Source organism: Roseateles sp. GW821-FHT09B06, assembly GCF_059418245.1.
Window position 1 is genome coordinate 29,129 of the sequence record NZ_JBWKPM010000004.1, and the last position, 25,721, is coordinate 54,849.

Annotated in this window: 25 protein-coding genes; 15 read left to right on the forward strand and 10 right to left on the reverse strand. The window is 69.1% G+C overall.

All coding sequences use genetic code 11. The features are described from left to right. Positions 1 to 15: 15 nt before the first annotated feature. The gene (locus tag AC07OQ_RS04800) at positions 16 to 1,836 is read right to left on the reverse strand and encodes a glycoside hydrolase family 13 protein (RefSeq protein ID WP_495051958.1); all 1,821 of its coding nucleotides are present in this window, start codon (positions 1,834 to 1,836) and stop codon (positions 16 to 18) included. Between the two features lie 83 nt (positions 1,837 to 1,919). Continuing rightward, a complete protein-coding gene (locus AC07OQ_RS04805; protein WP_495051959.1) occupies positions 1,920 to 3,518 on the reverse strand; it encodes an alpha-amylase family glycosyl hydrolase in 1,599 nt (532 codons plus the stop codon). A 174-nt stretch (positions 3,519 to 3,692) separates the two neighbouring features. On the opposite strand from AC07OQ_RS04805, the gene AC07OQ_RS04810 reads away from it, so the two are divergent. Further along, entirely contained in the window at positions 3,693 to 6,494 is a 2,802-nt protein-coding gene (locus AC07OQ_RS04810) for an alpha-1,6-glucosidase domain-containing protein (protein ID WP_495051960.1), read from the forward strand. Positions 6,495 to 6,586: 92 nt separating this feature from the next. Continuing rightward, positions 6,587 to 7,765, forward strand: coding sequence for a tetratricopeptide repeat protein (locus AC07OQ_RS04815; RefSeq protein WP_495051961.1), 1,179 nt, complete (start codon positions 6,587 to 6,589; stop codon positions 7,763 to 7,765). 9 nt (positions 7,766 to 7,774) lie between these two features. Here AC07OQ_RS04815 and AC07OQ_RS04820 read toward each other — a convergent pair whose 3' ends face one another. From AC07OQ_RS04820 to AC07OQ_RS04830, 3 genes are read right to left on the reverse strand one after another with little or no spacing between them, the layout of a single operon-like run. Then, a complete protein-coding gene (locus AC07OQ_RS04820) occupies positions 7,775 to 8,098 on the reverse strand; it encodes a YkgJ family cysteine cluster protein (RefSeq protein WP_495051962.1) in 324 nt (107 codons plus the stop codon). 23 nt (positions 8,099 to 8,121) lie between these two features. Beyond that, on the reverse strand, positions 8,122 to 9,573 hold the full coding sequence (locus tag AC07OQ_RS04825; protein WP_495052172.1) for a serine/threonine protein kinase: 1,452 nt from the start codon (positions 9,571 to 9,573) through the stop codon (positions 8,122 to 8,124). A 2-nt stretch (positions 9,574 to 9,575) separates the two neighbouring features. Beyond that, positions 9,576 to 10,331 carry a metallophosphoesterase family protein gene (locus AC07OQ_RS04830; protein ID WP_495051963.1) on the reverse strand — a complete coding sequence of 252 codons (756 nt, stop codon included), beginning with the start codon at positions 10,329 to 10,331 and terminating at the stop codon, positions 9,576 to 9,578. 75 nt (positions 10,332 to 10,406) lie between these two features. Between AC07OQ_RS04830 and AC07OQ_RS04835 the strand changes: the two genes are divergently transcribed. Continuing rightward, positions 10,407 to 11,234, forward strand: coding sequence for a substrate-binding periplasmic protein (locus AC07OQ_RS04835; RefSeq protein ID WP_495051964.1), 828 nt, complete (start codon positions 10,407 to 10,409; stop codon positions 11,232 to 11,234). Positions 11,235 to 11,239: 5 nt separating this feature from the next. On the opposite strand, the gene argF is transcribed toward AC07OQ_RS04835, so the two are convergent. Beyond that, positions 11,240 to 12,202, reverse strand: coding sequence for an ornithine carbamoyltransferase (gene argF, locus AC07OQ_RS04840; RefSeq protein ID WP_495051965.1), 963 nt, complete (start codon positions 12,200 to 12,202; stop codon positions 11,240 to 11,242). Positions 12,203 to 12,212: 10 nt separating this feature from the next. After that, positions 12,213 to 13,424 (reverse strand): aspartate aminotransferase family protein, encoded by a 1,212-nt coding sequence (locus AC07OQ_RS04845; protein WP_495051966.1) that lies wholly within the window; start codon positions 13,422 to 13,424, stop codon positions 12,213 to 12,215. Positions 13,425 to 13,628: 204 nt separating this feature from the next. On the opposite strand from AC07OQ_RS04845, the gene AC07OQ_RS04850 reads away from it, so the two are divergent. Together AC07OQ_RS04850 and AC07OQ_RS04855 are read left to right on the forward strand one after the other, a co-directional pair. After that, positions 13,629 to 13,946, forward strand: coding sequence for a DUF3579 domain-containing protein (locus AC07OQ_RS04850; RefSeq protein ID WP_495051967.1), 318 nt, complete (start codon positions 13,629 to 13,631; stop codon positions 13,944 to 13,946). Between the two features lie 304 nt (positions 13,947 to 14,250). Next, complete coding sequence (locus tag AC07OQ_RS04855) at positions 14,251 to 15,090, forward strand: alpha/beta fold hydrolase (protein ID WP_495051968.1); 840 nt, start codon at positions 14,251 to 14,253, stop codon at positions 15,088 to 15,090. Between the two features lie 97 nt (positions 15,091 to 15,187). On the opposite strand, the gene rpsT is transcribed toward AC07OQ_RS04855, so the two are convergent. Then, a complete protein-coding gene (gene rpsT / locus AC07OQ_RS04860; RefSeq protein WP_183104532.1) occupies positions 15,188 to 15,484 on the reverse strand; it encodes a 30S ribosomal protein S20 in 297 nt (98 codons plus the stop codon). Positions 15,485 to 15,636: 152 nt separating this feature from the next. Here rpsT and murJ point away from each other — a divergent pair, with 152 nt between their 5' ends. From murJ to AC07OQ_RS04900, 8 genes are all read left to right on the forward strand, one after another. Beyond that, positions 15,637 to 17,199 carry a murein biosynthesis integral membrane protein MurJ gene (gene murJ, locus AC07OQ_RS04865; protein ID WP_495051969.1) on the forward strand — a complete coding sequence of 521 codons (1,563 nt, stop codon included), beginning with the start codon at positions 15,637 to 15,639 and terminating at the stop codon, positions 17,197 to 17,199. A gap of 9 nt (positions 17,200 to 17,208) precedes the next feature. Continuing rightward, the gene (locus tag AC07OQ_RS04870; protein ID WP_495051970.1) at positions 17,209 to 18,063 is read left to right on the forward strand and encodes a SirB1 family protein; all 855 of its coding nucleotides are present in this window, start codon (positions 17,209 to 17,211) and stop codon (positions 18,061 to 18,063) included. Between the two features lie 89 nt (positions 18,064 to 18,152). Beyond that, positions 18,153 to 18,818: an HdaA/DnaA family protein gene (locus AC07OQ_RS04875; RefSeq protein WP_495051971.1), complete on the forward strand. Its 666-nt coding sequence runs from the start codon at positions 18,153 to 18,155 to the stop codon at positions 18,816 to 18,818. Between the two features lie 17 nt (positions 18,819 to 18,835). Next, the gene (locus tag AC07OQ_RS04880) at positions 18,836 to 19,504 is read left to right on the forward strand and encodes a histidinol-phosphatase (RefSeq protein WP_495051972.1); all 669 of its coding nucleotides are present in this window, start codon (positions 18,836 to 18,838) and stop codon (positions 19,502 to 19,504) included. Further along, positions 19,501 to 21,060, forward strand: coding sequence for a polynucleotide adenylyltransferase PcnB (gene pcnB / locus AC07OQ_RS04885; protein WP_495051973.1), 1,560 nt, complete (start codon positions 19,501 to 19,503; stop codon positions 21,058 to 21,060). The genes AC07OQ_RS04880 and pcnB overlap by 4 nt, the downstream gene beginning before the upstream one ends. Next, the gene (folK, locus tag AC07OQ_RS04890; protein WP_495051974.1) at positions 21,057 to 21,578 is read left to right on the forward strand and encodes a 2-amino-4-hydroxy-6-hydroxymethyldihydropteridine diphosphokinase; all 522 of its coding nucleotides are present in this window, start codon (positions 21,057 to 21,059) and stop codon (positions 21,576 to 21,578) included. The genes pcnB and folK overlap by 4 nt, the downstream gene beginning before the upstream one ends. A gap of 393 nt (positions 21,579 to 21,971) precedes the next feature. Beyond that, positions 21,972 to 22,619 carry a DUF47 domain-containing protein gene (locus AC07OQ_RS04895; protein ID WP_495051975.1) on the forward strand — a complete coding sequence of 216 codons (648 nt, stop codon included), beginning with the start codon at positions 21,972 to 21,974 and terminating at the stop codon, positions 22,617 to 22,619. Between the two features lie 15 nt (positions 22,620 to 22,634). Next, on the forward strand, positions 22,635 to 23,645 hold the full coding sequence (locus AC07OQ_RS04900) for an inorganic phosphate transporter (protein WP_495051976.1): 1,011 nt from the start codon (positions 22,635 to 22,637) through the stop codon (positions 23,643 to 23,645). 33 nt (positions 23,646 to 23,678) lie between these two features. On the opposite strand, the gene AC07OQ_RS04905 is transcribed toward AC07OQ_RS04900, so the two are convergent. After that, entirely contained in the window at positions 23,679 to 24,122 is a 444-nt protein-coding gene (locus AC07OQ_RS04905; RefSeq protein WP_495051977.1) for an NINE protein, read from the reverse strand. 2 nt (positions 24,123 to 24,124) lie between these two features. Further along, a complete protein-coding gene (locus AC07OQ_RS04910; RefSeq protein WP_495051978.1) occupies positions 24,125 to 24,658 on the reverse strand; it encodes a GNAT family N-acetyltransferase in 534 nt (177 codons plus the stop codon). 209 nt (positions 24,659 to 24,867) lie between these two features. On the opposite strand from AC07OQ_RS04910, the gene rpsP reads away from it, so the two are divergent. Further along, positions 24,868 to 25,119 (forward strand): 30S ribosomal protein S16, encoded by a 252-nt coding sequence (gene rpsP / locus AC07OQ_RS04915; protein ID WP_495051979.1) that lies wholly within the window; start codon positions 24,868 to 24,870, stop codon positions 25,117 to 25,119. Between the two features lie 7 nt (positions 25,120 to 25,126). Next, positions 25,127 to 25,714 carry a ribosome maturation factor RimM gene (gene rimM / locus AC07OQ_RS04920; protein WP_495051980.1) on the forward strand — a complete coding sequence of 196 codons (588 nt, stop codon included), beginning with the start codon at positions 25,127 to 25,129 and terminating at the stop codon, positions 25,712 to 25,714. Positions 25,715 to 25,721: the final 7 nt, after the last annotated feature.

A 25,721-nucleotide genomic window follows, 5' to 3' on the forward strand; every position in this document is an offset into this window, starting at 1 on the left:
CATGCCCGCCTCCGATCAGCCCCCGAGCTCCAGCAGCAGCAGCCCGCGCGCCGGCACCTGCAGGTCCCGATCGATCGCCAGACTCGCGCCGCTGAGCACGTCGACGCCCGTGCCGGTCTTGCCGATGACTTCCGCAAAGCGTGCCGTGTCGAGCCGGCTCTCGCTCCGGTTCTTGTTGAGCACCAGCATCACCGTCTTCTCGCCGGGCATATGGCGGAACAGCACGTACAAGCCGTCCAGCGGCGCGTAGTGGGTCAGACGCCCCTCGTGCACGGCGCGCGCGTTCTTGCGCCAGTTCAAGAGGCGCCGCAGCCAGTCCTGCGCCTCGCGCTGCGCGGCGCTCAGGCCGCGGCCGCCGAAGCCGTCGACCGCGTCGCCGGCCCAGCCGCCGGGGAAGTCGGCGCGCACGGCGCCGTCGTCGCGCTGGCGGGGGCTTGGCAGCAGCAGCTCGCTGCCGTAGAGGAACTGCGGGATGCGGCGCGTCACGGCCAGATAGGCCCAGGCCATGCGGGTCAGCGCCGGGTCCTCGCCCAGCAGGCTGTGCAGGCGCGGCGTGTCGTGGTTGCCCTCGAACAGCACCAGCTGCTCGGGCGCGGGGTAGAGGAAGTCGTGGGCCAGGGCTTCGTAGATCTTGTGGAGGCCGGCCTCGCCGCGCTCCTCCTCGCGCAGGGCCGCCACCAGCGCGTTGTAGAGCGGAAAGTCCATCATGCCGGGCGCATGCGAGACATAGCCGTCGTGGTTCTTCTTGCCGCGCTGCCAGTAGGCCACGATGGCCGGGTGCGGGCTCCATTCCTCGCCGACGATGTTGAGCCGCGGGTACTCCTGCATCAGGCGCGCCGACCAGGCGGCGAGGAAGTCCTTGTCCGAGTAGCTGTAGGTGTCGGTGCGTATGCCCGAGAGCCCGGCGTACTCGATCCACCACAGGCTCATCTGGGTCAGGTAGTTGGCCAGCAGCGGATTGCGCTGGTTCAGGTCGGGCATGCCGCGGGTGAACCAGCCGTCGGTGAAGCGGCGGCGGTCGCTGGCTGCGGCATAGGGGTCCTGCACCGTGATGCGCGCGTGGTGGGTCTCGGTGTAGCCGGCCGGCCATTGGTTCAGCCAGTCCGGGCCGGGCAGCTCGCGCATCCACCAATGCTGGGCGCCGATATGGTTGAGCACGATGTCCTGGATCACGCCCAGGCCCTTGGCGCGCGCCTCGGCGACCAGGGCGCGGTAGTCCTCGTTGCTGCCGAAGCGCGGGTCGACCCGGTAGAAATCGGTGGCCGCGTAGCCGTGGTAGCTGTAGGCGGCGCTGTCGTTCTCGCTCAGCGGCGTCGGCCAGAGCTGGGTGAAGCCCATGCCGGCGATGTAGTCCAGATGCCGGCGCAGGCCCGAGAGATCGCCGCCGTGGCGGCCGCTCGGGTCGGCGCGGTTCAGGCCTTCGCGCAGGCCGGCGCGCGGCGTCAGGCCCGGATCGCCCTGGGCGAAGCGGTCCGGCACCACCAGATAGATCGCGTCCCGGGGGCCGAAGCCCTGGCGCTGGGCCGAGCCGGGAGCGCGCGCCCGCAGCGGGTAGCGCTGCGTCAGCACGGGCCGGCCCTGGGCGTCGTCGAACAGCAGTTCGATCTCGCCGGGCCGGGCGTCGGCCGCCAGCCGCAGCTCGAGGAAGAGGTAGTTGGGGCTCTCGACCCGCTGCACCCGCTGCAGGCTCACGCCGGGATGGTCGAGCCGGGGCCTCAGCTCGGCGATGCGCGCGCCATGCAGCATCAATTGCAGCTCGGGCCGGGCCATGCCCACCCACCAGGAGGGTGGCTCGATGCGCTGGATGTCGTGGGCGAGGGCGTTGCTGTGGTTCATCAGGAGAAGGCCGAGAAGGCTGCCGAGAAGGCTGCCGAGAAGGCTGCCGAGATTCAGGACGCGCAGGAGCTGCCGCAGGGCACTCATGGGCCGACGCGGAAGACCTGGACCGACTGCGCCGGGGTCGGCAGCCGCGCGCGCCCCTGCGCGTCGCTGCGCGGGGCCAGGTCCTTGGCGCCGCGGGCCGGAGGATAGAGGGCGCGCAGCCGCGCCCGGGCGGGCAGCGCGCTCAGCCGGGCTTCGGCCGGCGCCGTGCCGTAGTTGATCACGACCAGGCTGCGTTCCCGGCCCAGCCGGCGCTGGAAGCTCAAGACCTGCCCCTCGGCCCTTGCCTGCTCGTAGCGGCCCTGGGCGATCGAAGGCAGGCCGTTGCGCAGCCGCAGCATGGCCTTGTAGAAATTCAGGATCGAGCCGGGATCGACCGCCTGGGCCGCGGCGTTGTGGGTGGCGGCGTTCGGCGCGACGGGGCGGAAGGGCCGGGCGCTGGCGCTGAAGCCGCCGTCGGCGCGCCAGCTCATTGGCGCGCGCAGCGGCTCGTCGCCGGGCAGGCCGGGGACGCCGGCCATGCCGATCTCCTCGCCGTAGTAGATGAAGGGCGTGCCGGGCAGCAGCAGGTAGCTGGCGGCGGCCAGCTTGTAGCGCGCCTCGTCGCCGGCGAACTGGTCCCAGACGCGCTGGCCGGCGAAGATGTCGTGGTTGGCCAGCATCGTGGCCATGGTCGGCGGTGCGCTCCTGAAGTAGTCGGCCACCGCCTGCACGGCCGGCTGCTCGCCGCGCGCGGCCTTGATGATCTGCTGCTCCAGGCCGAAGGCGAAGGCGCTGCCGCAGACGGCCGGGTCGGCGTAGACCTGCGGATTGGCGGTGGCCTCGCAGACCACATGGCGGCGGCCGTAGCCCTTGATCAGGTCCTGCAGCTGCTTGGTCATGCGCCGGCTCTCGGGCTGGTCGTTCCACTCGACGGCGTCGGTCTCGACCAGGTGCGGCACCGCATCCAGGCGGAAGCCGTCCAGCCCGCGGTTCAGCCAGAAGCGCAGGCTGTTCAGGTGGTAGTCCCAGACCTGCGGGTTCTTCAGGTTGAAGTCCGGCATGTTCGGTCCGAAGGTGGCGAAGTAGCTGCCGGCGGGCGTGTCGGTCCAGGGGTTCCTGCCCCAGATGTCCCAGCCGGTGGGCGCCGGATCCCGCCAGACGAACCAGTCGCGGTAAGGGTTGGCGGGGCCTTGCAGGGCCTGCCGGAACAGCGGGTGGGCGTCGGCGCTGTGGTTGATCACATAGTCGATGATGACGCCGATGCCGCGCCGGTGGGCCTGGCGGATGAATTCGTCGAACTGTTCCAGCGTGCCGTACCGGGGCTCCAGGGCGCGGAAATCGGTCGTCGCATAGCCATGGTCGCGGTCGGCACTGGCGGTGATGGGCATCAGCCAGATGCCCTTGATGCCCAGGTCCTTCAGGTAGTCCAGCCGCGCGGTCAGGCCGGGCAGGTCGCCGATGCCGTCGCCGTCGCTGTCCTGGTAGGCGCGCACGAAGATCTCCATGAAGGCGCCATGCTGCCAGCCTGGGGCCAGCGCGCTGTTGCGGTCCTGCCGCGGTACGGCGCCGAGATCCAGGGCGCCGGCAGCCGGCAGCAGCATGGCGCTCAGCAGGGCGGCGATGGCGCTTGTGGTGACGGGGCTGCGGCGATTCATTCCGGCTCTTTGTGATGTAGTTGAATTACCGATTCTGCACTTGTCGATCGGTTCAGCATATGCGAAAGCGGTGGTTCATGAAATCACCCAGCAGTGTTTTGATGTAGTTTTGCTACTATCCTTCATGGTCCGCCGGGACGGCAGAAGAACGAGAAAGAAAGAGGAGCCTGACGCATGTTCGTTATCGTTTCCCCTGTGCCCGCCCGCTTGGGCCGGACGGCCTTCCTGCTGGCGCTGCTGCTGGCCGCGCAGCCGGCGCTGGCAGGCTACCGCGAGGATCGTGCCGCCTGCGATGGCGCGGCCTTCCAGACCCTGCTGCGCGCCGCGCCCGCGGTCGAGGCGCGCGCCCATTGGCTGGAGCGGGGTCTGCTGCTATGGGTGGGCGGGGAGGCGGTCGAGGCGGTCGAGGCGGCGGGCGAGGCGCCGGCCGACGGCGGGCGTTTCCGGCTCTACCACTCCGCCGAGGGGGCGCTGCGGGCCGAGCCCGGCGCGCCCGCCGCGGGCTTCGACGGCTTCGTCGAACTCGAGGCGCGCGGTGTCCGCTCGCCGACCGGGTCGGCCGCCTGGATCGGGGCCGGACTGCAGCTGGCGCTGCCGGCCGCGGCGCAGGCCCGGGTGCCCGAGCTGCTGCGCGGCCAGCTGCTGCTGGTGCGGGAGTCGGCCGATGGTCGCGTGCTGCGCGCCACGGGCCTGCAGACCGGCGGGGTGCTGGACGATCTCTATGCCGCCGCGCAGCGGCTGCCGGACCTGGGGGTGAGCCTGAGCCGCACGGCGGCCCGCTTCAGGCTCTGGGCGCCGACCGCGCGCCGCGTGCTGCTGTGCCGTCATGCCGGCGCCGAAAGCCCGGCGGCCGAGGTCCTGGCGATGCGGCGCGACGCGGCGACCGGTGCCTGGTCGCTGCAGGGGCCGGCCGCCTGGCGCGGCGGCTACTACAGCTATCTGGTGGAGGTGCATGTGCGCGGCGTGGGGCTGCTGCGCAACCGCGTCACCGATCCCTATGCGGTGAGTCTGAACGCCGATTCGCGGCGCGCCTATATCGCCGACCTGGGCGATCCGGCGCTGAAGCCGCCCGGCTGGGATGCGCTGCGGCCGCCGGCGCGCGTCCGGGGCAACACCGACATGGTGGTCTACGAACTGCATGTGCGCGACTTCTCGCGCGACGACCCCTCGGTGCCGCCGGCCCGGCGCGGGCGCTACGAGGCCTTTGCCGAGGCCGGCTCGCTGGGCATGCGCCATCTGCGGCGGCTCTCCGAGGCCGGTCTGACCGATGTGCACCTGCTGCCGGTGTTCGACATCGCCAGCGTGCCCGAGCGCGGCTGCGCCACGCCGGCCGTGCCGCCGGCCGCGCCCGACAGCGAGGCCCAGCAGGCCGCGGTGATGGCGGCCGCGACCCGGGACTGCTTCAACTGGGGCTACGACCCCTTGCACTTCAATGCGCCGGAGGGCAGCTACGCCAGCGATCCGAATGACGGCGCACGCCGCATCCTGGAGTTCCGCCGCATGGTGCAGGGCCTGGCCGCCGTCGGCCTGCGTACCGGGATGGACCTGGTCTACAACCACACGGCCGCCGCCGGCCAGCACGAGAAGGCGGTGCTGGACCGCATCGTGCCCGGCTACTACCAGCGCTACGACGCCACGGGCCGGATCGAGCGCTCGACCTGCTGCGACAACACCGCCACCGAGCGCCGCATGATGGGCAAGCTGCTGCTGGACTCGGTGCTGCTGTGGGCGCGCGAATACAAGATCGCTTCCTTCCGCTTCGACCTGATGGCGCACCAGCCGCGCGCGCTGATGGAGGCGCTGCGGGCGCGCCTGCGGCGCGAGATTCCCTACCCGGTGCCGCTGATCGGCGAGGGCTGGAATTTCGGCGAGGTGGCCGATGGCGCGCGCTTCGTGCAGGCCTCCCAGCTGTCGCTGAACGGCAGCGGCATCGCCACCTTCAGCGACCGCGGCCGCGACGCGCTGCGCGGCGGCGGCGCGGCCGATGGCGGCGCGGACATGCTGCGGCGCCAGGGCTGGCTCAACGGCCAGTTCTACGCGCCCAACGAGATGAATCTCGCGTCGGGAGGCGGCGCGACGCGCGAGGATCTGCTGAAGAGCGCCGACCTGCTGCGCGTCGCGCTGGCCGGATCGCTGCGCGGCTACGAGCTGCAGACCTTCGACGGCGGCATCCGGCGGCTGGAGCGGATCGACTATGCCGGCCAGCCCGCGGGCTATGTGGCGGCGCCCGGCGAGGTGGTCAATTACGCGGACAACCACGACAACCAGACCCTGTTCGACCTGAATGCACTGCGCCTGCCGCAGGACACCTCGCGCGAGGAGCGCGCGCGCGTGCAGCTGCTGGGCATGGCCGTCACCGCCTTCAGCCAGGGCGTGGCCTATTTCCATGCCGGCATCGAGACGCTGCGCTCCAAGTCGCTGGACCGCAACAGCTACGACTCGGGCGACTGGTTCAACCGCCTGGACTGGCGACTGGAGGACAACTTCTTCGCCACCGGCCTGCCGCCCGAGGCCGACAACGGCGCGCTGTACCCGCTGCTGCGGCCGGTGCTGGCCAATGCCCTGATCAAGCCGGAGCCGGCGCAGATCCGCTGGACCGCCGCGGCCTTCGCCGACCTGCTGCGCATCCGGGCCAGTTCCCGCCTGTTCCGGCTGGACAGCGCGGCCGAGGTGGCGCGGCGCCTGCGTTTTCACAACACCGGCCCGGCTCAGGAGCCGACCCTGCTGGTCGCCGAGCTGGACGGCCGGGGCCTGGCCGGCGCCGGCTTCGCCCGGCTGATCTACTTCATCAATGCCGGGCTGACGGAGCAGGGCCTGGCGCTGCCGGCCGCGCGCGGCCGCCCCTATGCGCTGCATCCGGTGCATCTGGCGCCCCAGGCCGCCGACCGACGGCCCGCCGAGCAGGCGCGCTTCGATGCCGCCACCGGCCGGTTCAGGGTACCGGCGCGCACCGCCCTGGTCTACGTGCTGAGATAGACGCGGCCCCTTCATTCCGGCACTGGCCTCGGCGTGCCTAAGGTGCTAGCTTTGTCTCGGGAGACAAGACACGCACCCGGAGGTGTTCCATCATGAAGATGCTTGCCATGCTCGTGCTGGCCCTGTCGGGCTGGCTGGCCGGCTGTGCCGCCACCCCGCCGGCCCGGCAGGATCCCGTGACGCTGTTCCACGACGGCCTGTTCAAGCCCGAGGCCCGGCCGGCGCATGCCGACGAGGTGTTCGCGCTGAGCCTCGAGATGCGCGCCTATCTGCAGCGCGAAATCGCGCTGCAGGCACGCGGCAAGGGCAGCCGGCAAGGCCTGATCGACGCGCTCTACAACAAGGGCATGCTGCAGCTGGAGTACGACTCCAGCCAGACCCTTACCGCCGCCGAGGCCTTTGCGGCGCGGCGCGGCAACTGCCTGTCCCTGGTGCTGATGACCTCGGCCTTCGCTAAGGCGATGGACCTGCCGCTGCGCTTCAACAGCGTCTATGTCGAGGAGCTCTGGAGCCGCAGCGGCGACCTCTATCTGGTTTCGGGGCATGTCAATCTGAGCCTGGGCAAATCGCTGATGGACCGGGGCCCGCGGGTCATCGAGAACGAGCTGCTGACCATCGACTTCCTGCCGCCCGAGCAGCTGCGCAACCAGCGCAGCCGCGTGATCGAGGAGCACACGGTGGTGGCGATGTACCTGAACAACCGCGCGGCCGAGCAGCTGCAGGCGGGGCTGACGGACGAGGCCTATTGGTGGGCGCGTGCCGCGGTGACCAAGGATCCGCGCTTCATGGCGGGCTACAACACGCTGGGCGTGATCTACCGGCGCGCCGGGCGCTCCGACCTGGCCGAGCAGGTGTTCCGCGCCGTGATGGCACAGGAGCCGGCCAATGCCCAGACCCTGTCCAACCTGATCCTGGTGCTGCGCGACCGCGGCCAGGGCGGCGAGGCGGACCTGCTGAACGCGCGGCTGCGCGACATCCAGCCCGATCCGCCGTTCAAGTTCTTCGACCAGGGCATCGCGGCAATGAAGCGCGGGGAATACAAGGAGGCCAAGCGCCTGTTCACGCGCGAGATCGAACGCTCGGCCTACTTCCACGAGTTCCATTTCTGGCTGGCGCTGGCCAACTACGGGCTGGGCGATCTGGCCGAGGTGCGCAAGCATCTGGCCCTGGCGCGCGACAACAGCACGACGACCAAGGATCGCGCCATGTATGCGGCCAAGCTGGACAGCCTGCGCGGCGTCCGTCTGACCGTCGACAAGCGCCCCGGTTGAGCCTCGCGGCTACAGCGGCGGCAGCCCGTGCCTGGCGCGGGCGCGGGCGCAGGCTTCGTCCCCCAGTCCCAGGGGCGCGCGCAGGCCGAACTCGCGGCAAGGCGCCGGGCGCCATTCGTAGATGCCGCAGCTGGCCTTGACGCCCACCGTGCCCACCAGGGCGGCGCAGCGCGGCCGGGCGTGGTCGGTGCCGCGCATGCGGGCCAGGCTGGCGGTGAGCTCCACCGTCAGGCCGTCCGGCACGCAGCCGCCTTCGCTTTGCAGCTCCGCGCGGGCAAAGTCGACGCGGAAGCTGGCGCAGCAGGCGCCGCACTCGATGCAGGGATTGCTCATGCCGGCAGTGTAGGGCGGGGCGCTCAGCGGGCCCGCACCACGGTGACGCTGCATTCCGCCTCGGCCAGCACCTGGGCCGACACGCTGCCCAGATAGCGCCGCAGCGCCGAACCGGCGCGCGCGCCCATCACGATATGGTCGACCTGGGCCTTGGCGGCAAACTCGATCAAGGCCTGGGCCGGGTCGGGCGCCTCCAGCACATGAAAGGTCAGGCGCGCATCCTCCAGGACCAGGGCGCGGCTGATCGGGCGCGCCCAATGCTTCAGCGCTACCAGCTGCTTCACATGCAGGCTCTGGCCCTGGGTATCGGTCAGCTCGTCCATGCCGATGCGTGCGATGCGCATCACGCTGACGCAGGCCAGGCGCGCGCCCGGTTCGGCATGCACCAGGCGCTGCACGGTCTCGCGCAGGCGCTCCAGCAGGGCCGGCGTGGCGGCCTGCGTGTCCACGGCGGCCATGATGATGGGGCTGCGCGCCAGCTGCGCGACGACGCCATCGGGCATGGACGCGGGCTCGTTGCCCAGCGCGAAGAACCAGCGCTTGAAGGCGGTCAGCATGCCGCTGGTCTGCAGCTTCTCGGCGCGCCGCGTCAAGGTCACGTCCTCGGGGCGCTGCAGATCCAGGGCCAACTGGGCGGCGCTCTGGTAGCGGCGCTCGGCCTTGACCTCCAGGCAGTGCAGGATGATCTCCTGCAGCCAGGGCGGCAGCTCGGGGCGCAGCGCACGCGGCGGCAGCGGCTCGACATAGAGGCGCCGGCGCAGGCCGCGCACCGAACTGGGCTGGCCGAAGGGGCGCTCGCCGGTGGCCAGGTGGTAGAGCATCACGCCCAAGGCGAACAGGTCGCTGCGCGGATCGCTGCGCACGAACTGCACCTGTTCCGGCGACATATAGGGGCCGGTGCCCATGGGCAGCTCGAACTCCTCCTCCAGCAGATCGGGCAGCTGGCCATGGCGCGACAGGCCGAAGTCCACCAGCACCGCCGTGCCGTCCGGGCGGAACATGATGTTGCTGGGCTTGATGTCCAGATGCACCACATGCTGGCGGTGCAGCTCATGCAGCGCGGTGGCGACCTTGATGCCGATGTCCACCACCTCGTCCAGCGGCAGCGGCGCCTGGTCCAGGCGCGGGCGCAGCGAGGGGCCGTCGACGCGCTCCATCACGATATAGGCCTGGCGCGTCCAGTCGCCGCGCGCCACGAAGCGAGGCACATGGGGTCCCTTGAGCGCAGGCATCAGCATCTGCTCCACCTCGAAGCCGACGATGGTGGCCGGATCCTCGCCGCCCTTGATGCGCGGCAGCTTCATGATCAGCGGCAGGTCCTCGCCGGGCTCGGGGGCGACGCGGCTGACGGCCCAGAGGTTGGCCATGCCGCCGCGGTGCAGGTGGGCGTCGAGCCGGAAGCCGTCGAGCACCAGGCCGGGCTCCAGCGGGCCCAGCGGGGGCAGGGTGCTGACCGGCTCGCCCTTGGCGCCCATCGTCACTCGCCCAGCGCCAGCCGCGCCGCCAGACGCTCGGCCACCGCCGCTGCCAGCCCGCCCTTGCGGATGCGCGCCGCGGCGGCCTCGACGTTGTAGGGCACGCGCTGGAAGCTCAGGCTGCCGCTCTCGGTGTTGAACAGCGCATAGCAGGCGGCCGGATTGCCATCGCGCGGCTGGCCGCAGGAGCCGGGGATGACCAGCCACTGCCGATGGCTCAGCAGCGGAATCTCGATGCCGGGCACGGGCGTGAAGTCGCCGGCCTTGCCGGTGCCGGACAGGTGATAGAGCATGGGCTCGTGCATATGGCCGCAGAAGGTGTAGCGGCTGGTGGTGGCCTGCAGGCTGCGCATCGCCTCCAGGCGCCCCTGGATGTACTCGAAGAACTCGGGGGCAAAGGCATTGGCATGCACGAACAGGCAGTCGTCCCAGGTCCTGCTGAGCGGCAACCCGGCCAGGAAGCGCAGTTGTTCGGGGTCGAGCTGCTCGCGCGTCCAGGCGGCGGCGGCGCGCGCATCCTCGCGCATGCCGGGCAGGGGGCCATGGGCCACGGCGCTGTCGTGATTGCCCAACACGGCGATCGCGCCGTCGGCGACCAGTTCGCGTACCCGGTCGACCACCCACGCGGGATCGCCGCCATAGCCGACATAATCGCCCAGCAGGGCGATCCGCTCGCTGCCCTGGGCCCGGGCATGCGCCAGCACGGCCTCGACGGCCTCGCGGTTGGCGTGCAGATCGCTGATCAGCGCAAGAATCATGAGTGGGATCATGTTACACAGGGCTGACGGCAGGCTGAGGCCGTGGCCCGGTTGTTCGATCCGTGGAGGATGGACATGTTGCTGCAAGGAGCTCGCCGCTGCGCCGCGCGGTGCATCGCGTTGACGCTGTGGCTTGCCGGCTTGCCGACTCCGGCGGCTGCGGATTGCTCGCGCGTCATGCAGGTGCCGGTGGCGCCGCTGGGGCTCAGCGTGGTGCAGACCGAGGACGGCTTCGGCGGCGTCTATCCCGACATCCTGCGTGCGCTGCCGGGCTGCAGCTTCGTGTTCACCAGCGTGCCGCGCGCGCGTCAGCAGGCCCTGTTCGAGGCGGGGCGCGCCGATCTGCTGGTGCCGGCCAGCAAGTCGGCGCGGCGCGACGAATGGGGGCATTTCGTGCCGCTGATACAGGCGCGTGCCCTGCTGATTTCGCTGAATGGCGAGCGGCCCGCGGTGCGCAGCCTGCAGGAACTGCGCGAACGCCGCGAGCTGCGCGTGGCCGTGGTGCGCGGCTTCGACTATGGCGAGACCTACCAGGCCCTGCTGCAGGACCTGCGCGTCCAGGGCCGGCTGGCGCTGGATGCGGACGTGGTCGCGGTGGGGCGCATGTTGTCGGCCGGCATGGCCGATCTGACCATCATGGTGCCCTCGATCTTCATCGGGGCCGCGCATCATGATGCACGGCTGAGGCCGCTGCTGGAGCGGCTGCGCCTCGAGCCGGTCGACGACCTGCCCTGGATGGAGAGCGGGGTGTATATCTCGCGCAGCGCGGTCAGCGAGGGTGACCGTGCGGTGCTGAGCGCGGCCTTGGAGCGCACCGCGCGCAGCGGCCTGGTCTGGAAGACTTTTCAGCGCTATTACCCGAGCGGCAGCCTGACGCAAGGCATCAGGCCGCGGCCGGAATAGGGCCGCTAGCCGATCCGTCCCAGCAGCAGATACTCCATCAAGGCCTTCTGCACATGCATGCGATTCTCGGCCTCGTCCCAGACCACGGACTGCGGGCCATCGATCACGTCGGCCGCAACCTCCTCGCCGCGGTGGGCCGGCAGGCAATGCATGAAGAGGGCGTCCGGCTTGGCGGCCGCCATCATCTCGGCATCGACGCACCAGTCGGCAAACGCGGCGCGGCGCGCCTCGTTCTCGGCCTCGTAACCCATGCTGGTCCAGACGTCGGTGGTGACCAGGTCGGCGCCGCGGCAGGCCTCCAGCGGATCCTTGATGACCTTGTAGCAGCCGGCGTCCTTGATGCCGGCAACCGCGGGGTCGACTTCATAGCCGCTGGGGGTGCTGACATGCACGGTGAAACCGAGGATCTCGGCCGCCTGCAGCCAGGTGTTGGCCATGTTGTTGCCGTCGCCCACCCAGGCCACGACACGGCCCTTCAGGCAGTCCATGTCGATCGCGCCGCGTCGGTCCATGCCGCGCTGCTCGATGAAGGTGAACAGATCGGCCAGGATCTGGCAGGGGTGGTACTCGTTGGTCAGACCGTTGATCACCGGCACGCGCGAGTGCGCCGCGAAGCGCTCGATCTTGGTCTGCTCGTAGGTGCGGATCATCACGATGTCGACCATGCGGCTGATCACGCGCGCGCTGTCCTCGATCGGTTCGGCGCGGCCCAGCTGGGAGTCGCCGGTGGTCAGGTGCACCACCGAGCCGCCCATCTGGTACATGCCGGCCTCGAAGCTGACGCGCGTGCGCGTGCTGGCCTTCTCGAAGATCATCGCCAGCGTGCGGTCGGCCAGCGGCTGGTAGCGCTCGTAGTTCTTGAAGCGGCGCTTGATGATGGCGGCGCGCTCGAACAGGTGGCCGTATTCCTCGGCCCGCAAATCCTTGAACTGCAGGTAATGGCGCATCAGGCTATGTCCTGGTTTCATAGGGCCGGCTTCATGGCTGAGCCAGGAAGGCCTTGACCAGGGGGGCCAGGATGGCGACGATCTGCGCGGCCTCGTCCTCCGAGAGAATCAGCGCCGGCACCAGGCGGATCACCTTGTCGGCGGTGACGCTGATCATCAGCCCGGCCTCGGCGGCCTGGCCCAGCAGCACGCCGCAGGGGCGGTCCAACTCGATGCCCAGCATCAGGCCCTGACCGCGGATCTCGACCACGCCCTTGAGCTCGCCCAGTTCGCGCTCCAGCCCGGCCCGCAGCGCCGCGCCGACCTTGGCGGCATGGGCCAGCAGGCCGTCTTCCTCCATGATCTTCAGCGTCTCGACGCCGGCGCGCATCGCCAGCGGGTTGCCGCCGAAGGTGGTGCCATGGTTGCCGGGCTGCATCACCTTGGCCGCGCGCGGGCCGCAGACGACGGCGCCGACCGGCACGCCCGAGCCCAGGCCCTTGGCCAGCGGCATCACATCCGGCTGGATGCCGGCCCATTGATGCGCGAACCACTTGCCGGTGCGGCCGATGCCGCATTGCACCTCGTCCAGCATCAAGAGGATGTCATGCCGGTCGCAGATGCGGCGCAGGCCCTGCAGGAACTCGATGCGGGCCGGGTTGATGCCACCTTCGCCCTGGATGGTCTCCAGGAAGATCGCGGTGATGTTGGGATGGCGTTGCAGCGCCGCCTCGACCGCCGGCAGATCGTTCAGCGGCACGCGCACGAAGCCCTCGACCAGCGGGCCGAAGCCGGCCTGCACCTTGGGATTGGCGGTGGCGGAGAGCGTGGCGATCGAGCGGCCGTGGAAGGCGCCCTCGAAGACCATGCATTCCGGCCGCATGTTGCCGCGGTCATGGCCGAACTTGCGCGCGATCTTCAGCGCCGCTTCGTTGGCTTCCAGGCCGGTGCTGCAGAAGAAGGCGTTCGTCAGGCCGGAGATCTCGCACAGCTTGGCGGCGAGCTGCTCCTGCAGCGGCACATGGTAGTAGTTGCTGCTGTGGATCAGCTTGGCGATCTGATCCTGCAGCGCGGGCACCAGCCGGGGATGGCCATGCCCCAGGGTGTTCACCGCGATGCCGCCCAGCCCGTCCAGGTATCGTCGGCCGTTGACGTCCCAAACCCAGCAACCCTGGCCATGCGACAGCGCGATCGGCAGTCGGCCATAGGTCTGCATCACATGAGGTTCGGTCGGAGCAACGGGCACGGTGGCTGGGGCGTTCATCAACTTTCCATTCAAGGGGGTGGAAGAAACTGCCGCCGGATGGGGCAGCGGAAGTCAATTCTAAGGGGCCACCTGTCGCCGCCGATGCTTGTGTCAAGAACTGCCGGCCCGTTGTTCGGGCTTCATTCCCCTTCGTGCTGCGGCGCAACACATCCGAGGCACAATAGCGCCTTTGTCGCTCGACGCGACCGTGCCTCTTTCTTCATGAGCCAGTCCCCCAAAACGCGCGAAGTTTTCATCCAAGGCCTGACCTTGGAGGGGCGGACCTTCAGGCCCAGCGACTGGGCGGAGCGCCTCGCCGGCGCCATGTCTTGCTTCGGGCCCGGCGGTGCGCGCAGCGGCCCCGGTGCCCATATCGGCTACTCGCCGTACTGCGTGCCGACGGTGATCAACGGCGTCAAATGCGTGATCGTCAACGAAGAGCTGAAGAGCATCGAGCCGATGGCCTGGGACTTCGTGATGAATTTCGCCCGCGACAACCGCCTGCAGGTTGCCGAGGCCTGCCTGCTGCCCTCCAAGTAGCCCCGCAAGTAGCCCGCCAAGTCACCCGACCGGCGCCGCTGTCGCGGCTGTCCCGCCAACAAGGGACGATGGTTCATGCCGGGCTTGCTTGCCCGCCTTGTTTCGAGTTGTTGTAATCGAGCGGGGCGGTGCGCGTGATCTGATGGGCCGCAACCCCAAATTCCTCATACACATCGGGGGCCGGAGTGAACTGGATGCAGGCCGCAGGGCTGCGCCCTCAGTCGGGGGCGTGCGATCGGATGGGCTGCCGCCGGCTGCGCCCCGCCGCTCGCGAGACCGGGCAGCACGGATGAGCGCCAAGCCCATGACCACCTGGGTGTTGCTGCGGGGCCTGACACGCGAAAGCGGCCATTGGGGCGAATTCCCTGCCATCTTCGCCAGGGCGCTCGAGGAGTTGCAGCCCAATGTCCGCGTGCTGACCTTGGACCTCCCCGGCAATGGCACCCTGTACCGTCAGACCAGCCCCAGCCGGGTGGCCGACATGGTGGCCGCCTGTCGCGATGAACTGGCGCGGCGGAGCATTCACGAACCGGTCTACCTGCTGTCCATGTCCCTGGGGGGGCTGGTGGCCTGCGAATGGGTGGCGCGCCATCCCGGCGAGGTGGCAGGCACCGTGCTGATCAACACCAGTCTGCGACCCTACAGTCCCTGGCTGCGACGCCTGCGGCCGCTCAACTACTGGAGGCTGCTGACGCTGGGGCTGATGCGGCGCATCGGGGTGCGCTGGTGCGAGGCGCGCGTGCTGAGTCTGACCTCGCGCATGGTGCGGGAACCCCGATCGGTGCTGGAGTCCTGGGTGGCCTTGCAGCGCCAGCACCCGGTCGGCCTGCGCAACGGCCTGCGGCAATTGCTGGCGACCATGCGCTACCGGGCCAGTCGCGGCAAGCCCTCGGTGCCGACGCTGCTGCTGTGCAGCCAGGCGGACAGTCTGGTGGATTGGCGTTGCTCGCAGGCCCTGAGTCGGGCCTGGGGGGTGCCCTTGCGGCTGCACACGCAGGCCGGGCATGACTTGCCGCTGGACGATCCGGCTTGGGTGGCCCGGGCCGTCTGCGACTGGCTGCGCACGCTCAGGATGCATGCGGGCGCAGGTGTCGGGGTGGGGCGGCCTTCCTTGCTGGCGCGGGGGCAGGTGGCCTTGCGCTGAGAGGTTGCGGTGCCAGTGATCGGCCGCGTTGGCAAGGCGCCAATGAGAAAGGCCCGCTAAGCGGGCCTTCTCAAACTTTGCACCAGATCTGGTTGTTTCAGGCGGCCAGCGCCTTGATCTTGGCGGACAGGCGGCTCTTGTGACGAGCAGCCTTGTTCTTGTGGAAGATGCCCTTGTCGGCGACCGAATCGATCACGGCCTGGGCGGTCTTGAAGAGCTCGGCAGCCTTGGTCTTGTCGCCAGCGACCACGGCCTTTTGCACGTTCTTGACGACCGTGCGGAATTTGGAGCGCAGCGCCGTGTTGGCGGCGTTCAGCTTGACGTCCTGGCGGGCGCGCTTGCGGCCGGATGCCAGACGGACGGTTTTCTTCTTGGCTTTGGAAGAGCTTGCCATGTTGTATGTCTACCCAGATGGTGCAAAGACGGCGAGTGTAGCACTTTTGTGACTCGCATGGCAATGCTGGACGAGCGCGGCATTGATAATGCGCCGGCCCGACGCTCCGGCCTGCCTGGCCGGCCGCGGTTCCGATCCATTGATTGCCCTCCATGAACCTGCTGCGCGCCGCCTCCACCATTTCCGTGCTGACCCTGGCCTCGCGCATCACCGGGCTGATCCGGGAGCAGATGGTGGCCGCCCTGTTCGGGGCCTCCACGCTGACCGACGCCTTCCAGGTGGCCTTTCGCATTCCCAATATGCTGCGCCGGCTGTTCGCGGAAGGTGCGTTCTCGCAGGCCTTCGTGCCGCTGCTGGCGCGCACCCGGGCGGCCGAGGGCGACGCGCATACCCATGGGCTGATCGATGCCGTGGCCACCGTGCTGCTGTGGGCGCTGCTGCTGACCTGCGCCCTGGGCGTGCTGGGCGCACCGCTGCTGGTCTGGCTGCTGGGCGCCGGACTGCCGGCCGAAGGCCGCGAGGCGGCGGTGGTGATGACGCGCTGGATGTTTCCCTATATCGGCTGCATGTCCCTGGTGGCGCTGGCGGCCGGCATCCTGAACACATGGCGGCGCTTCATGGTGCCGGCTATCACGCCGGTGCTGCTCAACCTGTCGGTGATCGGCTGTGGTTTCCTGCTGGCACCCTGGATGCGTGCACAGGGCTGGCAGCCGATCTACGCGCTGGCGATCGGCGTGATGCTGGGGGGGCTGCTGCAGCTGCTGGTGCAGATCCCGGCGCTGCGCCGCATTGGCGTCATGCCGCGCCTGGGTCTGCGGCCATCCGCATTGCGCCGGGCCTGGGGGCACCCGGGCGTCAGGCAGGTGTTGGGCGCGATGGGGCCGGCCCTGCTGGGCGTCGGGGTGGCCCAGCTGTCGCTGGTGATCAATACCCAGATCGCGATCTTCGTGGCCGAAGGTGCGGCCTCCTGGCTGACCTATGCCGACCGTCTGATGGAGTTTCCGACCGCGCTGCTGGGCGTGGCCCTGGGCGCCGTGCTGACGCCGCAGCTGGCGGCGGCGCAGGGCAAGGGGGAGGGCGAGGCCTATTCGGCGCTGCTGGACTGGGGGCTGCGCATGGTGCTGCTGCTGGCCCTGCCTTGTGCCGTCGCGTTGCTGGTGTTTGCCCAGCCGATGGTGGCCGTGCTCTACCACCGGGGCGCCTTCACCGCCCAGGATGTGGCCCAGACCAGCCTGGCGGTGATGGGCTATGGCGTCGGCCTGATGGGCCTGGTGGCGATCAAGGTGCTGGCGCCCGGCTTTTATGCGCGCCAGGACATGCGAACGCCGGTGCGTATCGCGATCACGGTGCTGGTGCTGACCCAGGTGCTGAACGCGCTGCTGGTGCCCTTCTTGGGCGTGGCCGGGCTGGCGCTGGCCATCGGCTTGGGGGCTCTGATCAATGCGGCCTGGCTGCTGCGCGGTCTCAAGCGTCTTGGCAGCTATGCGCCGGCGCCGGGCTGGCTGGGCTTCGTCCTGCGCGTGGCCCTGGCCAGCGCGGCGATGGGAGCGCTGCAGTACGGGTTGGCGCGCCATTTCGACTGGATTGCCCTGGGGCGGCAGGAAGGCTGGCGGGCCCTGGCGATGGCCGGCAGCCTGGCGGGCTCGGCCCTGCTGTACTTCGCGGTGCTGGCGCTATCGGGCCTGAAGCTGCGCCAGTTTGCGCGCCGGGCTTAGACTGTGGGCATGACCGCTTCGCTGCGCCTGCATGCCCCGTCGGCCCTGGAGTATTTCGCCAGCCTGGTGGCGGAGGACGAGGGGCTCAATCTGCTGGAGGCTGCCGCGGCGATCGCGCAGGATGAGTACCCCGAACTGGACGTGCAGGCCGTGCTGGCCGACGTCGATGCGCTGGCCCAGCGCCTGCGCCAGCGTCTGGCCGCGGATGCCGCGCCCAGCCACCGCCTGCGCCTGCTGAACCGCTACTTCCACGAGGAGCTGGGTTTCGCCGGCAATGTCAACGACTACTACGAGCGGGGCAACAGCTTCATCCATCGCGTGCTGGAGACGCGCCGCGGCATTCCGATCGCGCTGGCCGTGATCTATCTGGAGATGGCGGCCCAGATCGGCTTGCAGGCCCATGGCGTGGCTTTCCCCGGCCATTTCCTGATCAAGCTGCATCTGCCTCAGGGGGAGGTGGTGCTGGATCCGTTCACCTGCCAGTCGCTGTCGCGCGAGGCGCTGGAAGAGGCACTGCTGCCCTACCGCGAGGGGCGCGAAAATCTGCCGCTGGAGCGTTTCCTGCGCAGCGCCACGCCGCGCCAGGTGCTGGCACGCATGCTGCGCAATCTGAAGGAAATCCACCGCAGCGCGGCCGACTGGGCGCGCCTGCTGGCGGTGCAGCAGCGCCTGGTGCTGCTGTTGCCCGACGATGTCGGCGAATTGCTGGACCGGGCGCAGGTGCTGGAGGCGCTGGGCCATTGGCGCGGCGCGGCGGCCGATCTGGAGCGTTGCCTGGCCCTGCAGCCCGACGCACCGCAGGCCGACGAGATCCGCACGCGCTGGCGGACCCTGCAGGCGCGCGGCAACCCGCCGCTGCACTGAGGCATGCCCCGGGGGCGCCTTAGAATCGCGCCCGGTTGCGGCAGGCGGGTTTTCGGGAACCCGGGCCGCGGTACAAAGGTTGGTTCTCTTTGAAGCAGATTCCGCTCTCGCTGGGCCCCGAGCCCATGTACAGCTTTGACAATCTCCTGCCCGGCGCGAATGCCGCGGCGCTGGCGCATCTGCAGGCGCTGACGCCCGGCGCGCCGCCGGTGTTCCTGTGGGGCGGGGCGGGCAGCGGCAAGACCCATTGCCTGCGCGCGCTGGCGCTGGCCTGGCAGGCCGCCGGCGCCCAGGTGGGCTGGTACGGCGCCGGCACCGCGCTGCCCTGGGAACTGCCGGCCCAGCCCAGCCTGCTGCTGCTGGATGATTGCCAGGACTACGATGCCGGCCAGCAGCATGCGGCCTTCCAGCTCTTTGTCGAGGCCGCCACCCATGGCCTGGCGGTGGTGGCCACCGGCACCGCGCCGCCGGTGGACCTGGCGCTGCGCGAGGACCTGCGCACCCGGCTCGGCTGGGGGCCGACCTTCGCGCTGCAGCCGCTGTCGGAGCAGGAGGTGCGCTCGGCGCTGCGCCGCGAGGCCGACCGGCGCGGCATCTTTCTCTCGGACGAGGTGATGGACTACCTGCTGACCCGCTTCGCCCGCGACCTGAAACACCTGATGGGCCTGCTGGACCGGCTCGACGAGTTCGCGCTGTCGGCCAAGCGGGCGGTCACCGTGCCGCTGCTGCGCCAGATGCTCGCCGACCAAGCCTAGGAAAGAAGTATTCGCACATGAATCTGACGCTCTTCGATCTGGACGGGACCCTGATCCCGCACGACTCCGACCACGCCTTCGGCGGTTTCATGGTCGACATCGGCTGGGCCGACGGCGAGCAATGGCGCCGGCGCAACGACGAGTTCTTTGCCGAGTACCAGGCCGGCCAGCTGGACCTGGACCGCTATATCGAGTTCGCCACCTCGGTCTGGCGCGTCCGTCCGCTGGAGGATGCGCTGGCGGCGCGCGAGCGCTTCATGGCCGAGGTGATGCGGCCGATGCTGATGCCGCAGGCCTTCGAGCTGGTGAAGCAGCACCAGGAAGCCGGCGATCTGGTCGCCATCGTCACCGCCACCAATGCCTTCGTGACCGAGCCGATCGCCCAGGCCTTCGGTGTCGAGACCCTGATCGCGGTGAACCTGCAGCGCGATGGCGCGGGGCGCTACACCGGCAAGGTCGAGGGCGTGCCCTCGTTCCAGGCCGGCAAGATCACGCGGGTGGAGCAGTGGCTGGCCGGCTTGGGGCGACAATGGCAGGATTTTGAGCGCATCCACTTCTACAGCGACTCGATCAACGACCTGCCGCTGCTGGAGCGCGTCAGCCACCCCGTGGCGACCAATCCGACCCCGGCCCTGGCCAAGATTGCCGATGCGCAGGGCTGGCCCCAACTGAAACTCTTCCCATGATCAAGAAATTCATCGACAAGCTGCTCGGCAAGCCTGCGGCCAAGGGCAGCCCGCTGGGCAAGCGGGTGGAGGTCCAGGTGGCCGAGCATGGCATCGATCCGGGACTGCTGGACGAGCGTGCGGTCAAGGTGGTGCAGACGCTCGCCGATGCGGGCTTCGAGGCCTATATCGTCGGCGGCGCGGTGCGGGATCTGCTCCTCGGTATGCGGCCCAAGGACTTCGACGTGGCCACCAATGCCACGCCCGAGCAGGTCAAGGGCCTGTTCCGGCGCGCCTTCATCATCGGCCGGCGCTTTCGCATCGTCCACGTGGTCTACGGCCGCGGTCGTGAGCACGAGGTGATCGAGGTCTCGACCTTCCGCGCCCTGCTGGGCCAGGAGGCGGCCGAGCAGGTTAGCGGCAACGAGAAGACCTCCAAGGCCGAGCTGGCCGGCAAGTCCCATGTGGTCGATGCCGAGGGCCGGGTCTTGCGCGACAACGTCTGGGGCCCGCAGATCGAGGATGCGGCGCGCCGCGACTTCACGGTCAACGCGATGTACTACGAGCCGCAGCGCCAGCTGGTGGTCGACTATCACGGCGGGCTGGGCGATGCGCGCAAGAAGGTGCTGCGCATGATCGGCGACCCCGAGACCCGCTACCGCGAGGACCCGGTGCGCATCGTGCGCGCGGTGCGTTTCGCCGCCAAGCTGGGCTTCGAGCTGGAGCCCAAGACGCGCGCGCCGGTCAGGAAGATGGCCGAGCTACTGACCAATGTGCCGGCCTCGCGCCTGTTCGACGAGATGATCAAGCTGCTGCAGACCGGCCATTCGCTGGCCAGCCTGGAGCAGCTGCGCAAGCAGGGGCTGGCACGCGGCATCTTCCCGATCCTCGACGCGATGCTCAACGAGCAGGGCGAGCTGGGCGAGGGCGCCTCGGCCAAGTTCGTGCGCCTGGCCTTCGAGGACACCGATCGCCGCGTGGCCGAAGGGCGCGGCGTCTCGCCCAGCTTCATGCTGGCCTGCATGCTGTGGCGCGAGGTGCTGGAGCGCTGGAACAAGCTCCGCGAGAGCGGCGAGCCGCCGGTGCCGGCGCTTTCGCAGGCCATCGACGCGGTGTTCGATGCCCGCATCGGCGACATCTCGGGCCGCGGCAAGCTGGCCACCGACATGCGCGAGATCTGGATGATGCAGCCGCGCTTCGAGCGCCGCAGCGGCAACGGCGTCTACACCCTGGTCGAGCAGCCGCGCTACCGCGCGGGCTTCGACTTCCTGCGCCTGCGTGCCGATGCCGGCGAGATCGAGGCCCCGCTGGCCGACTGGTGGGAAGACTTTGCGCTGGGCAGCGACGAGGAGCGCGAGGCCCTGCTGGATCAGGCGCGGGAAGCGGATCGGGCCGACAAGTCGCGTCGCGGCCCCAAGGTGCATCGCCTGCCGCGTAAGGATGGCGCCGCCGCGCCGTCGCCGGCAGCGGCTGGGCCCGATGAGGATGTCGCGCCCGCCGCCAAGAAGCGCCGTCGCCGTCGCAAGCCGGCCGCCAAGGATGCCGCCGCCGCGCCGGCCGGTCCGGCCGCCGAATGAGCGTCGGGCCGGGCAGGGTGCAGGCCTATATCGGCCTGGGTGCCAATCTCGGCGATCTGGTAGCCACGCTGCGCGCCGCATTGGCGGCGCTGGCGGCCCTGCCCGCGAGCCGGCTGGACGCGGTCTCCGGCGCCTACCGCAGCGCGCCGGTCGAGGCGGGCGGCCCCGATTATCTGAATGCCGTGGCCCGGCTGGACACGGGGCTCGCGCCCGCGGCCCTGCTGGACGCCTTGCAGGCCATCGAGCTGGCCCATGGCCGCCAGCGGCCTTATCCGAACGCACCGCGTACCCTGGATCTGGACCTGCTGCTGTACGGCGATCTGCAACTGAACAGCCCGCGCCTGCAACTGCCGCATCCGCGCCTGCACCGCCGCGCCTTCGTGCTGCGGCCGCTGCTGGAACTGGCGCCGGCCTTGAGGGCGCCCGGATTGGGCGCCCTGTCCCCCTACCTGCCCAGCGTGGCCGACCAGCGCGTTGAGCGCGTTGAGCGACTGGACCTTTCGCTTCATCCGATCTGAGGGCCTGCCGATGTATTCATGACGGCGGCCGGCCATGGGCGCTCGGGGGGGGGGCTGCAGGCGCCGCTGAAGATCGCCCAGGAGATCCCCAGAAATTGGTCGCGATGGTGCCCGAGCCCTTCTCGATGCTCTTCTCTGTATCTTCCCGCCCTGCAAGACCGGCGTCGTCCGGGCCGGCCTGTGCCTGATGGACGCGGGGTTGATGGCCGCGGTGTATTGCACAGGTATCTCGTTTTCCGCACGCCCCGCGCCGGGGTGAGGCGGCGCCGGAGGCTGTACGCCCCGTTACACTCCCGCCTTCTTTTGTGACCGAGTGATGACGAGTTCGTGACGAATGTTGTTGCGTCCGCCTCGGGAAGAGGCCCGTTCCGGGCGCATCAGGAGAACCCATTCATGCTGTTTGGCAAGCTGCTGCCCCGCGAGGGCAATTTTTTTGAGCTCTTCAACGAGCATGGCAATCAGATCGTCGAAGGCGCGCGCGCCTTCATGCTGATGATCCAGAACTACGGCGATCTGACCCTGCGCGAGAAGTACGCCGCCGAGGTCGACAGGGCCGAGCATCAGGCCGACCGCGTCACCGCCGAGGTGAACCGTCTGCTGCACCGCACCTTCATCACGCCGATCGACCGTGAGCAGATCCACGGCCTGATCAATGCGATGGACGACATCCTGGACCTGCTGCAGGACTCCAGCGAGACCATGTCGCTGTACGACGTGCGCGCCATCACCGAGGAGGTGCTGCGCCTGGGTGAGCTGTCGGCCAAATGCTGCGAGCGCGTCCAGCATGCCGTGTCGCTGCTGCCCAAGCTGAGCCAGCCGCAAACCGCCGAGGCGGCGATCAAGACCTGCGAGGAGATCGACCAGCTGGAGTCCGACGCCGACCGCGTGATGCGTGCCGCGATGTCCAAGCTGTTCCGCGAGCAGGAAGATGTGCGCGAACTGATCAAGCTGAAGGCCATCTACGAGCAGCTGGAGTCGATCTCCGACCGCTGCGAGGACGTGGCCAACCTGATCGAGGGCATCGTCCTCGAGAACTCCTGATCGGACCGTCTCTCCATGGAAACGGTACAGATCGCGTTCTGGGTCGTCGCGCTGCTGGTCGTGCTGGCGGTGCTGTTCGACTTCATGAACGGTTTCCACGATGCGGCCAATTCGATCGCCACGGTGGTGTCCACCGGCGTGCTGAAGCCGCAGCAGGCGGTGCTGTTCGCCGCCTTCTTCAATGTCATCGCGGTGGCTTTCTTCCAGCTGAAGGTGGCCCAGACCATTGGCCGCGGCATCGTCGAGCCCGGCATCGTCGATCACCATGTGGTGTTCGGTGCGCTGATCGGTGCCATCGCCTGGAACGTCATCACCTGGTGGTATGGCATCCCCTCGTCCAGCTCGCATGCGCTGATCGGCGGCATCGTCGGTGCGGTGATCGCCAAGGCCGGTGTGTCCAAGCTGATCGCCGGCGGCGTGCTGAAGACGATGCTGTTCATCTTCGTGTCGCCGCTCTTGGGCTTCCTGCTCGGGTCGCTGCTGATGGTGATCGTCGCCTGGCTGTTCCGGCGCAGCTCGCCGCTGCGGGTGGACAACTGGTTTCGCCGCCTGCAGCTGGTGTCGGCCGCGCTGTACAGCCTGGGCCATGGCGGCAACGATGCGCAGAAGACCATCGGCATCATCTGGATGCTGCTGGTGGCTTCGGGCTATATGGCGGCCAGCGACACGCATCCGCCGTCCTGGGTGATCTGGGCCTGCTATATCGCGATCGGCCTGGGCACCATGTTCGGCGGCTGGCGCATCGTGCGCACCATGGGCCAGAAGATCACCAAGCTGAAGCCCGTGGGCGGCTTCTGCGCCGAGACCGGCGGGGCGATCACGTTGTTCCTGGCGACCTCGCTGGGCATCCCGGTCTCGACCACGCACACCATCACCGGCGCGATCGTCGGCGTCGGCTCGGTGCAGCGCGCCTCGGCGGTGCGCTGGGGTGTGGCCGGCAACATCGTCTGGGCCTGGATCTTCACCATCCCCGCCTCGGCCTTCATGGCCGGCATCTGCTACTGGTTGAGCTTCACGCTGTTCTGATGGCGGTCGCGAAACGGGGCCGTAGGCCCCTTTTCATTGGCTGAGGGCCTGCGCCGCCTCGGCCTGGGTCTCGAAGTAGCGCTGGGCGCTGAAAGCGATCGTCGTCATCAGCACGGCGCCACCGATCAGCAGGCAGGTGATCACGCCGATGATGTTGATCCAGCCGCTGGCGCGCGCCGGCAGGCCCGGGTTGCGCTGGGCATGCCACTTCTCGTCGGGCGTCAGGCCGTAGACGATGCCGCTGAGCATGGCGATCACCAGCATCACGCCCAGCAGCGGCATCAGCAGCCAGCTCAGGCGGTCGTCCTGGCCCAGCAGTTCCATGCGCTGCATGCCGTACAGACCCGCCAGCGTGGGCCAGGGAAACAGCCAGGCCCAGCGGTCGGAGAGTCCATGCAGATAGAAGCGGTGCAGACCGAAACTGCCCAGCAGCAGGGCCAGCCAGGTGGCCAGGGTCTTGGATTTGTAGGCCGGCATCGTCACTCCGGGCTGCTCTGATCGCCCTGGCCAAGCTGGCGCTGCATCAGCACCACATCCAGCCAGCGGCCGAACTTCCAGCCCGAGCTCTTCAGCACGCCGGTGTGTTCGAAGCCCAGCGCGCGGTGCACGCCGATCGAGCCCTGGTTCTGAGCGTCGCCGATCACGGCCAGCATCTGGCGCGCGCCCTGCGCCTCGCAGCGCGCGATCAGCTCGGCCAGCAGCAGGCGGCCGACACCCTTGCCCTGGGCGTCCGGGTGCAGATAGATCGAATCCTCCAGGCAGAATCGGTAGGCCAGGCGAGGGCGGAAATAGTTAGCATAAGCATAGCCCAGCACCCGATCGTCCTGCTCTGCCACCAGCCAGGGCAACTGCCTGTTCAGCACCTCGCTGCGGCGGCGCGTCATCTCGGCCAAGTCGGGAACTTCGGTCTCGAAGGTGCCGGTGCCATGCAGCACGGCCTGGGCGTAGATGGCCTGGATGGCGGGCAGGTCTTGCTCGGTGCTGGGGCGGATCAACAGGGTTTCGCTGTTCATTTTCTCGGGTTGCCTGGGATTTGCTGTCAGGCGAGTTTATAATGCTAGGTTTTGGTGCCGGTCACTTCGCGGTGGCGTATCTACGGTGCCAATTGCTGTGCTCGGGTTCCGGCGAAGAAATTCCAAGGGGCTCGCAGCTGTTTCGATCTGCTCGCCCTGAGTGTCTCCTGGTGCGGTGGAACGCTTTCGAGATCATCAAAGGATTCATCATGGTCGTGATTCGACTCGCACGCGGCGGCTCCAAGAAGCGCCCCTTCTACAACATCGTCGTCGCCAACAGCCAACAGCGCCGTGACGGCCGCTTCATCGAGCGCGTGGGTTTCTACAACCCGGTCGCTTCCGGTGCTGCCGAGTCCCTGCGCGTCGCGATGGACCGCGTCAGCTACTGGACCGGCGTTGGCGCCCAGCTGTCGCCCACCGTCGCCCGTCTGGTCGACCAGGCCAAGAAGGCCGTCGCCTAATCAAGTGGTGACGACGGCCGCGCCCGAATCCCGCGATCCTTCGGCCTGGCCGGAGGATGCGGTGGAGGTCGGGCGCGTGCTTGACGCCTGGGGCATCAAGGGCTGGGTCAAGATCCAGTCCTATTCCACCGATGCCCAGGCGCTATTTGCCTCGCGGCGCTGGTTCCTCCAGCCGCCCGAGGGCAAGCCCGCGGCAAAGCCCTTGCCGCAGGTGCTGAAGATTCTGTCGGTACGCGACCATGGCGATGGCATCGTGGCCAACGTCGAGGGCGTTGCGGACCGCGGCGGGGCCGAGGCCCTGCGCGGCGCGCGCATCTTCATCTCGCGTGCCCAGTTCCCCAAGTCCGATACGGACGAGTATTACTGGGTCGATCTGATCGGCCTCACCGTCGTCAATCGCCTGGGCGAAACGCTCGGCGAGGTGGTCGGCCTGCTGGACACCGGCCCGCACAGCGTGCTGCGCATCGTGCCGCCGGGGCTGACCCCGCCGGTCAAGCCAGACCAGGAGCGCCTCCTGCCCTTCGTCTCGGCCTTCGTCGACTCGGTGAGCCTCGAAGAGCGCCGCATCACGGTCGACTGGGGCCTGGACTACTGAAGCGAAC

Coding starts and splice junctions, on each gene's coding strand:
- AC07OQ_RS04800 (WP_495051958.1), bottom strand. CDS start 1,836: ATGAACCACAGCAACGCCCTCGCCCACGACATCCAGCGCATCGAGCCA.
- AC07OQ_RS04805 (WP_495051959.1), bottom strand. CDS start 3,518: ATGAATCGCCGCAGCCCCGTCACCACAAGCGCCATCGCCGCCCTGCTG.
- AC07OQ_RS04810 (WP_495051960.1), top strand. CDS start 3,693: ATGTTCGTTATCGTTTCCCCTGTGCCCGCCCGCTTGGGCCGGACGGCC.
- AC07OQ_RS04815 (WP_495051961.1), top strand. CDS start 6,587: ATGAAGATGCTTGCCATGCTCGTGCTGGCCCTGTCGGGCTGGCTGGCC.
- AC07OQ_RS04820 (WP_495051962.1), bottom strand. CDS start 8,098: ATGAGCAATCCCTGCATCGAGTGCGGCGCCTGCTGCGCCAGCTTCCGC.
- AC07OQ_RS04825 (WP_495052172.1), bottom strand. CDS start 9,573: ATGGGCGCCAAGGGCGAGCCGGTCAGCACCCTGCCCCCGCTGGGCCCG.
- AC07OQ_RS04830 (WP_495051963.1), bottom strand. CDS start 10,331: ATGATTCTTGCGCTGATCAGCGATCTGCACGCCAACCGCGAGGCCGTC.
- AC07OQ_RS04835 (WP_495051964.1), top strand. CDS start 10,407: ATGTTGCTGCAAGGAGCTCGCCGCTGCGCCGCGCGGTGCATCGCGTTG.
- argF (WP_495051965.1), bottom strand. CDS start 12,202: ATGAAACCAGGACATAGCCTGATGCGCCATTACCTGCAGTTCAAGGAT.
- AC07OQ_RS04845 (WP_495051966.1), bottom strand. CDS start 13,424: ATGAACGCCCCAGCCACCGTGCCCGTTGCTCCGACCGAACCTCATGTG.
- AC07OQ_RS04850 (WP_495051967.1), top strand. CDS start 13,629: ATGAGCCAGTCCCCCAAAACGCGCGAAGTTTTCATCCAAGGCCTGACC.
- AC07OQ_RS04855 (WP_495051968.1), top strand. CDS start 14,251: ATGACCACCTGGGTGTTGCTGCGGGGCCTGACACGCGAAAGCGGCCAT.
- rpsT (WP_183104532.1), bottom strand. CDS start 15,484: ATGGCAAGCTCTTCCAAAGCCAAGAAGAAAACCGTCCGTCTGGCATCC.
- murJ (WP_495051969.1), top strand. CDS start 15,637: ATGAACCTGCTGCGCGCCGCCTCCACCATTTCCGTGCTGACCCTGGCC.
- AC07OQ_RS04870 (WP_495051970.1), top strand. CDS start 17,209: ATGACCGCTTCGCTGCGCCTGCATGCCCCGTCGGCCCTGGAGTATTTC.
- AC07OQ_RS04880 (WP_495051972.1), top strand. CDS start 18,836: ATGAATCTGACGCTCTTCGATCTGGACGGGACCCTGATCCCGCACGAC.
- pcnB (WP_495051973.1), top strand. CDS start 19,501: ATGATCAAGAAATTCATCGACAAGCTGCTCGGCAAGCCTGCGGCCAAG.
- folK (WP_495051974.1), top strand. CDS start 21,057: ATGAGCGTCGGGCCGGGCAGGGTGCAGGCCTATATCGGCCTGGGTGCC.
- AC07OQ_RS04895 (WP_495051975.1), top strand. CDS start 21,972: ATGCTGTTTGGCAAGCTGCTGCCCCGCGAGGGCAATTTTTTTGAGCTC.
- AC07OQ_RS04900 (WP_495051976.1), top strand. CDS start 22,635: ATGGAAACGGTACAGATCGCGTTCTGGGTCGTCGCGCTGCTGGTCGTG.
- AC07OQ_RS04905 (WP_495051977.1), bottom strand. CDS start 24,122: ATGCCGGCCTACAAATCCAAGACCCTGGCCACCTGGCTGGCCCTGCTG.
- AC07OQ_RS04910 (WP_495051978.1), bottom strand. CDS start 24,658: ATGAACAGCGAAACCCTGTTGATCCGCCCCAGCACCGAGCAAGACCTG.
- rpsP (WP_495051979.1), top strand. CDS start 24,868: ATGGTCGTGATTCGACTCGCACGCGGCGGCTCCAAGAAGCGCCCCTTC.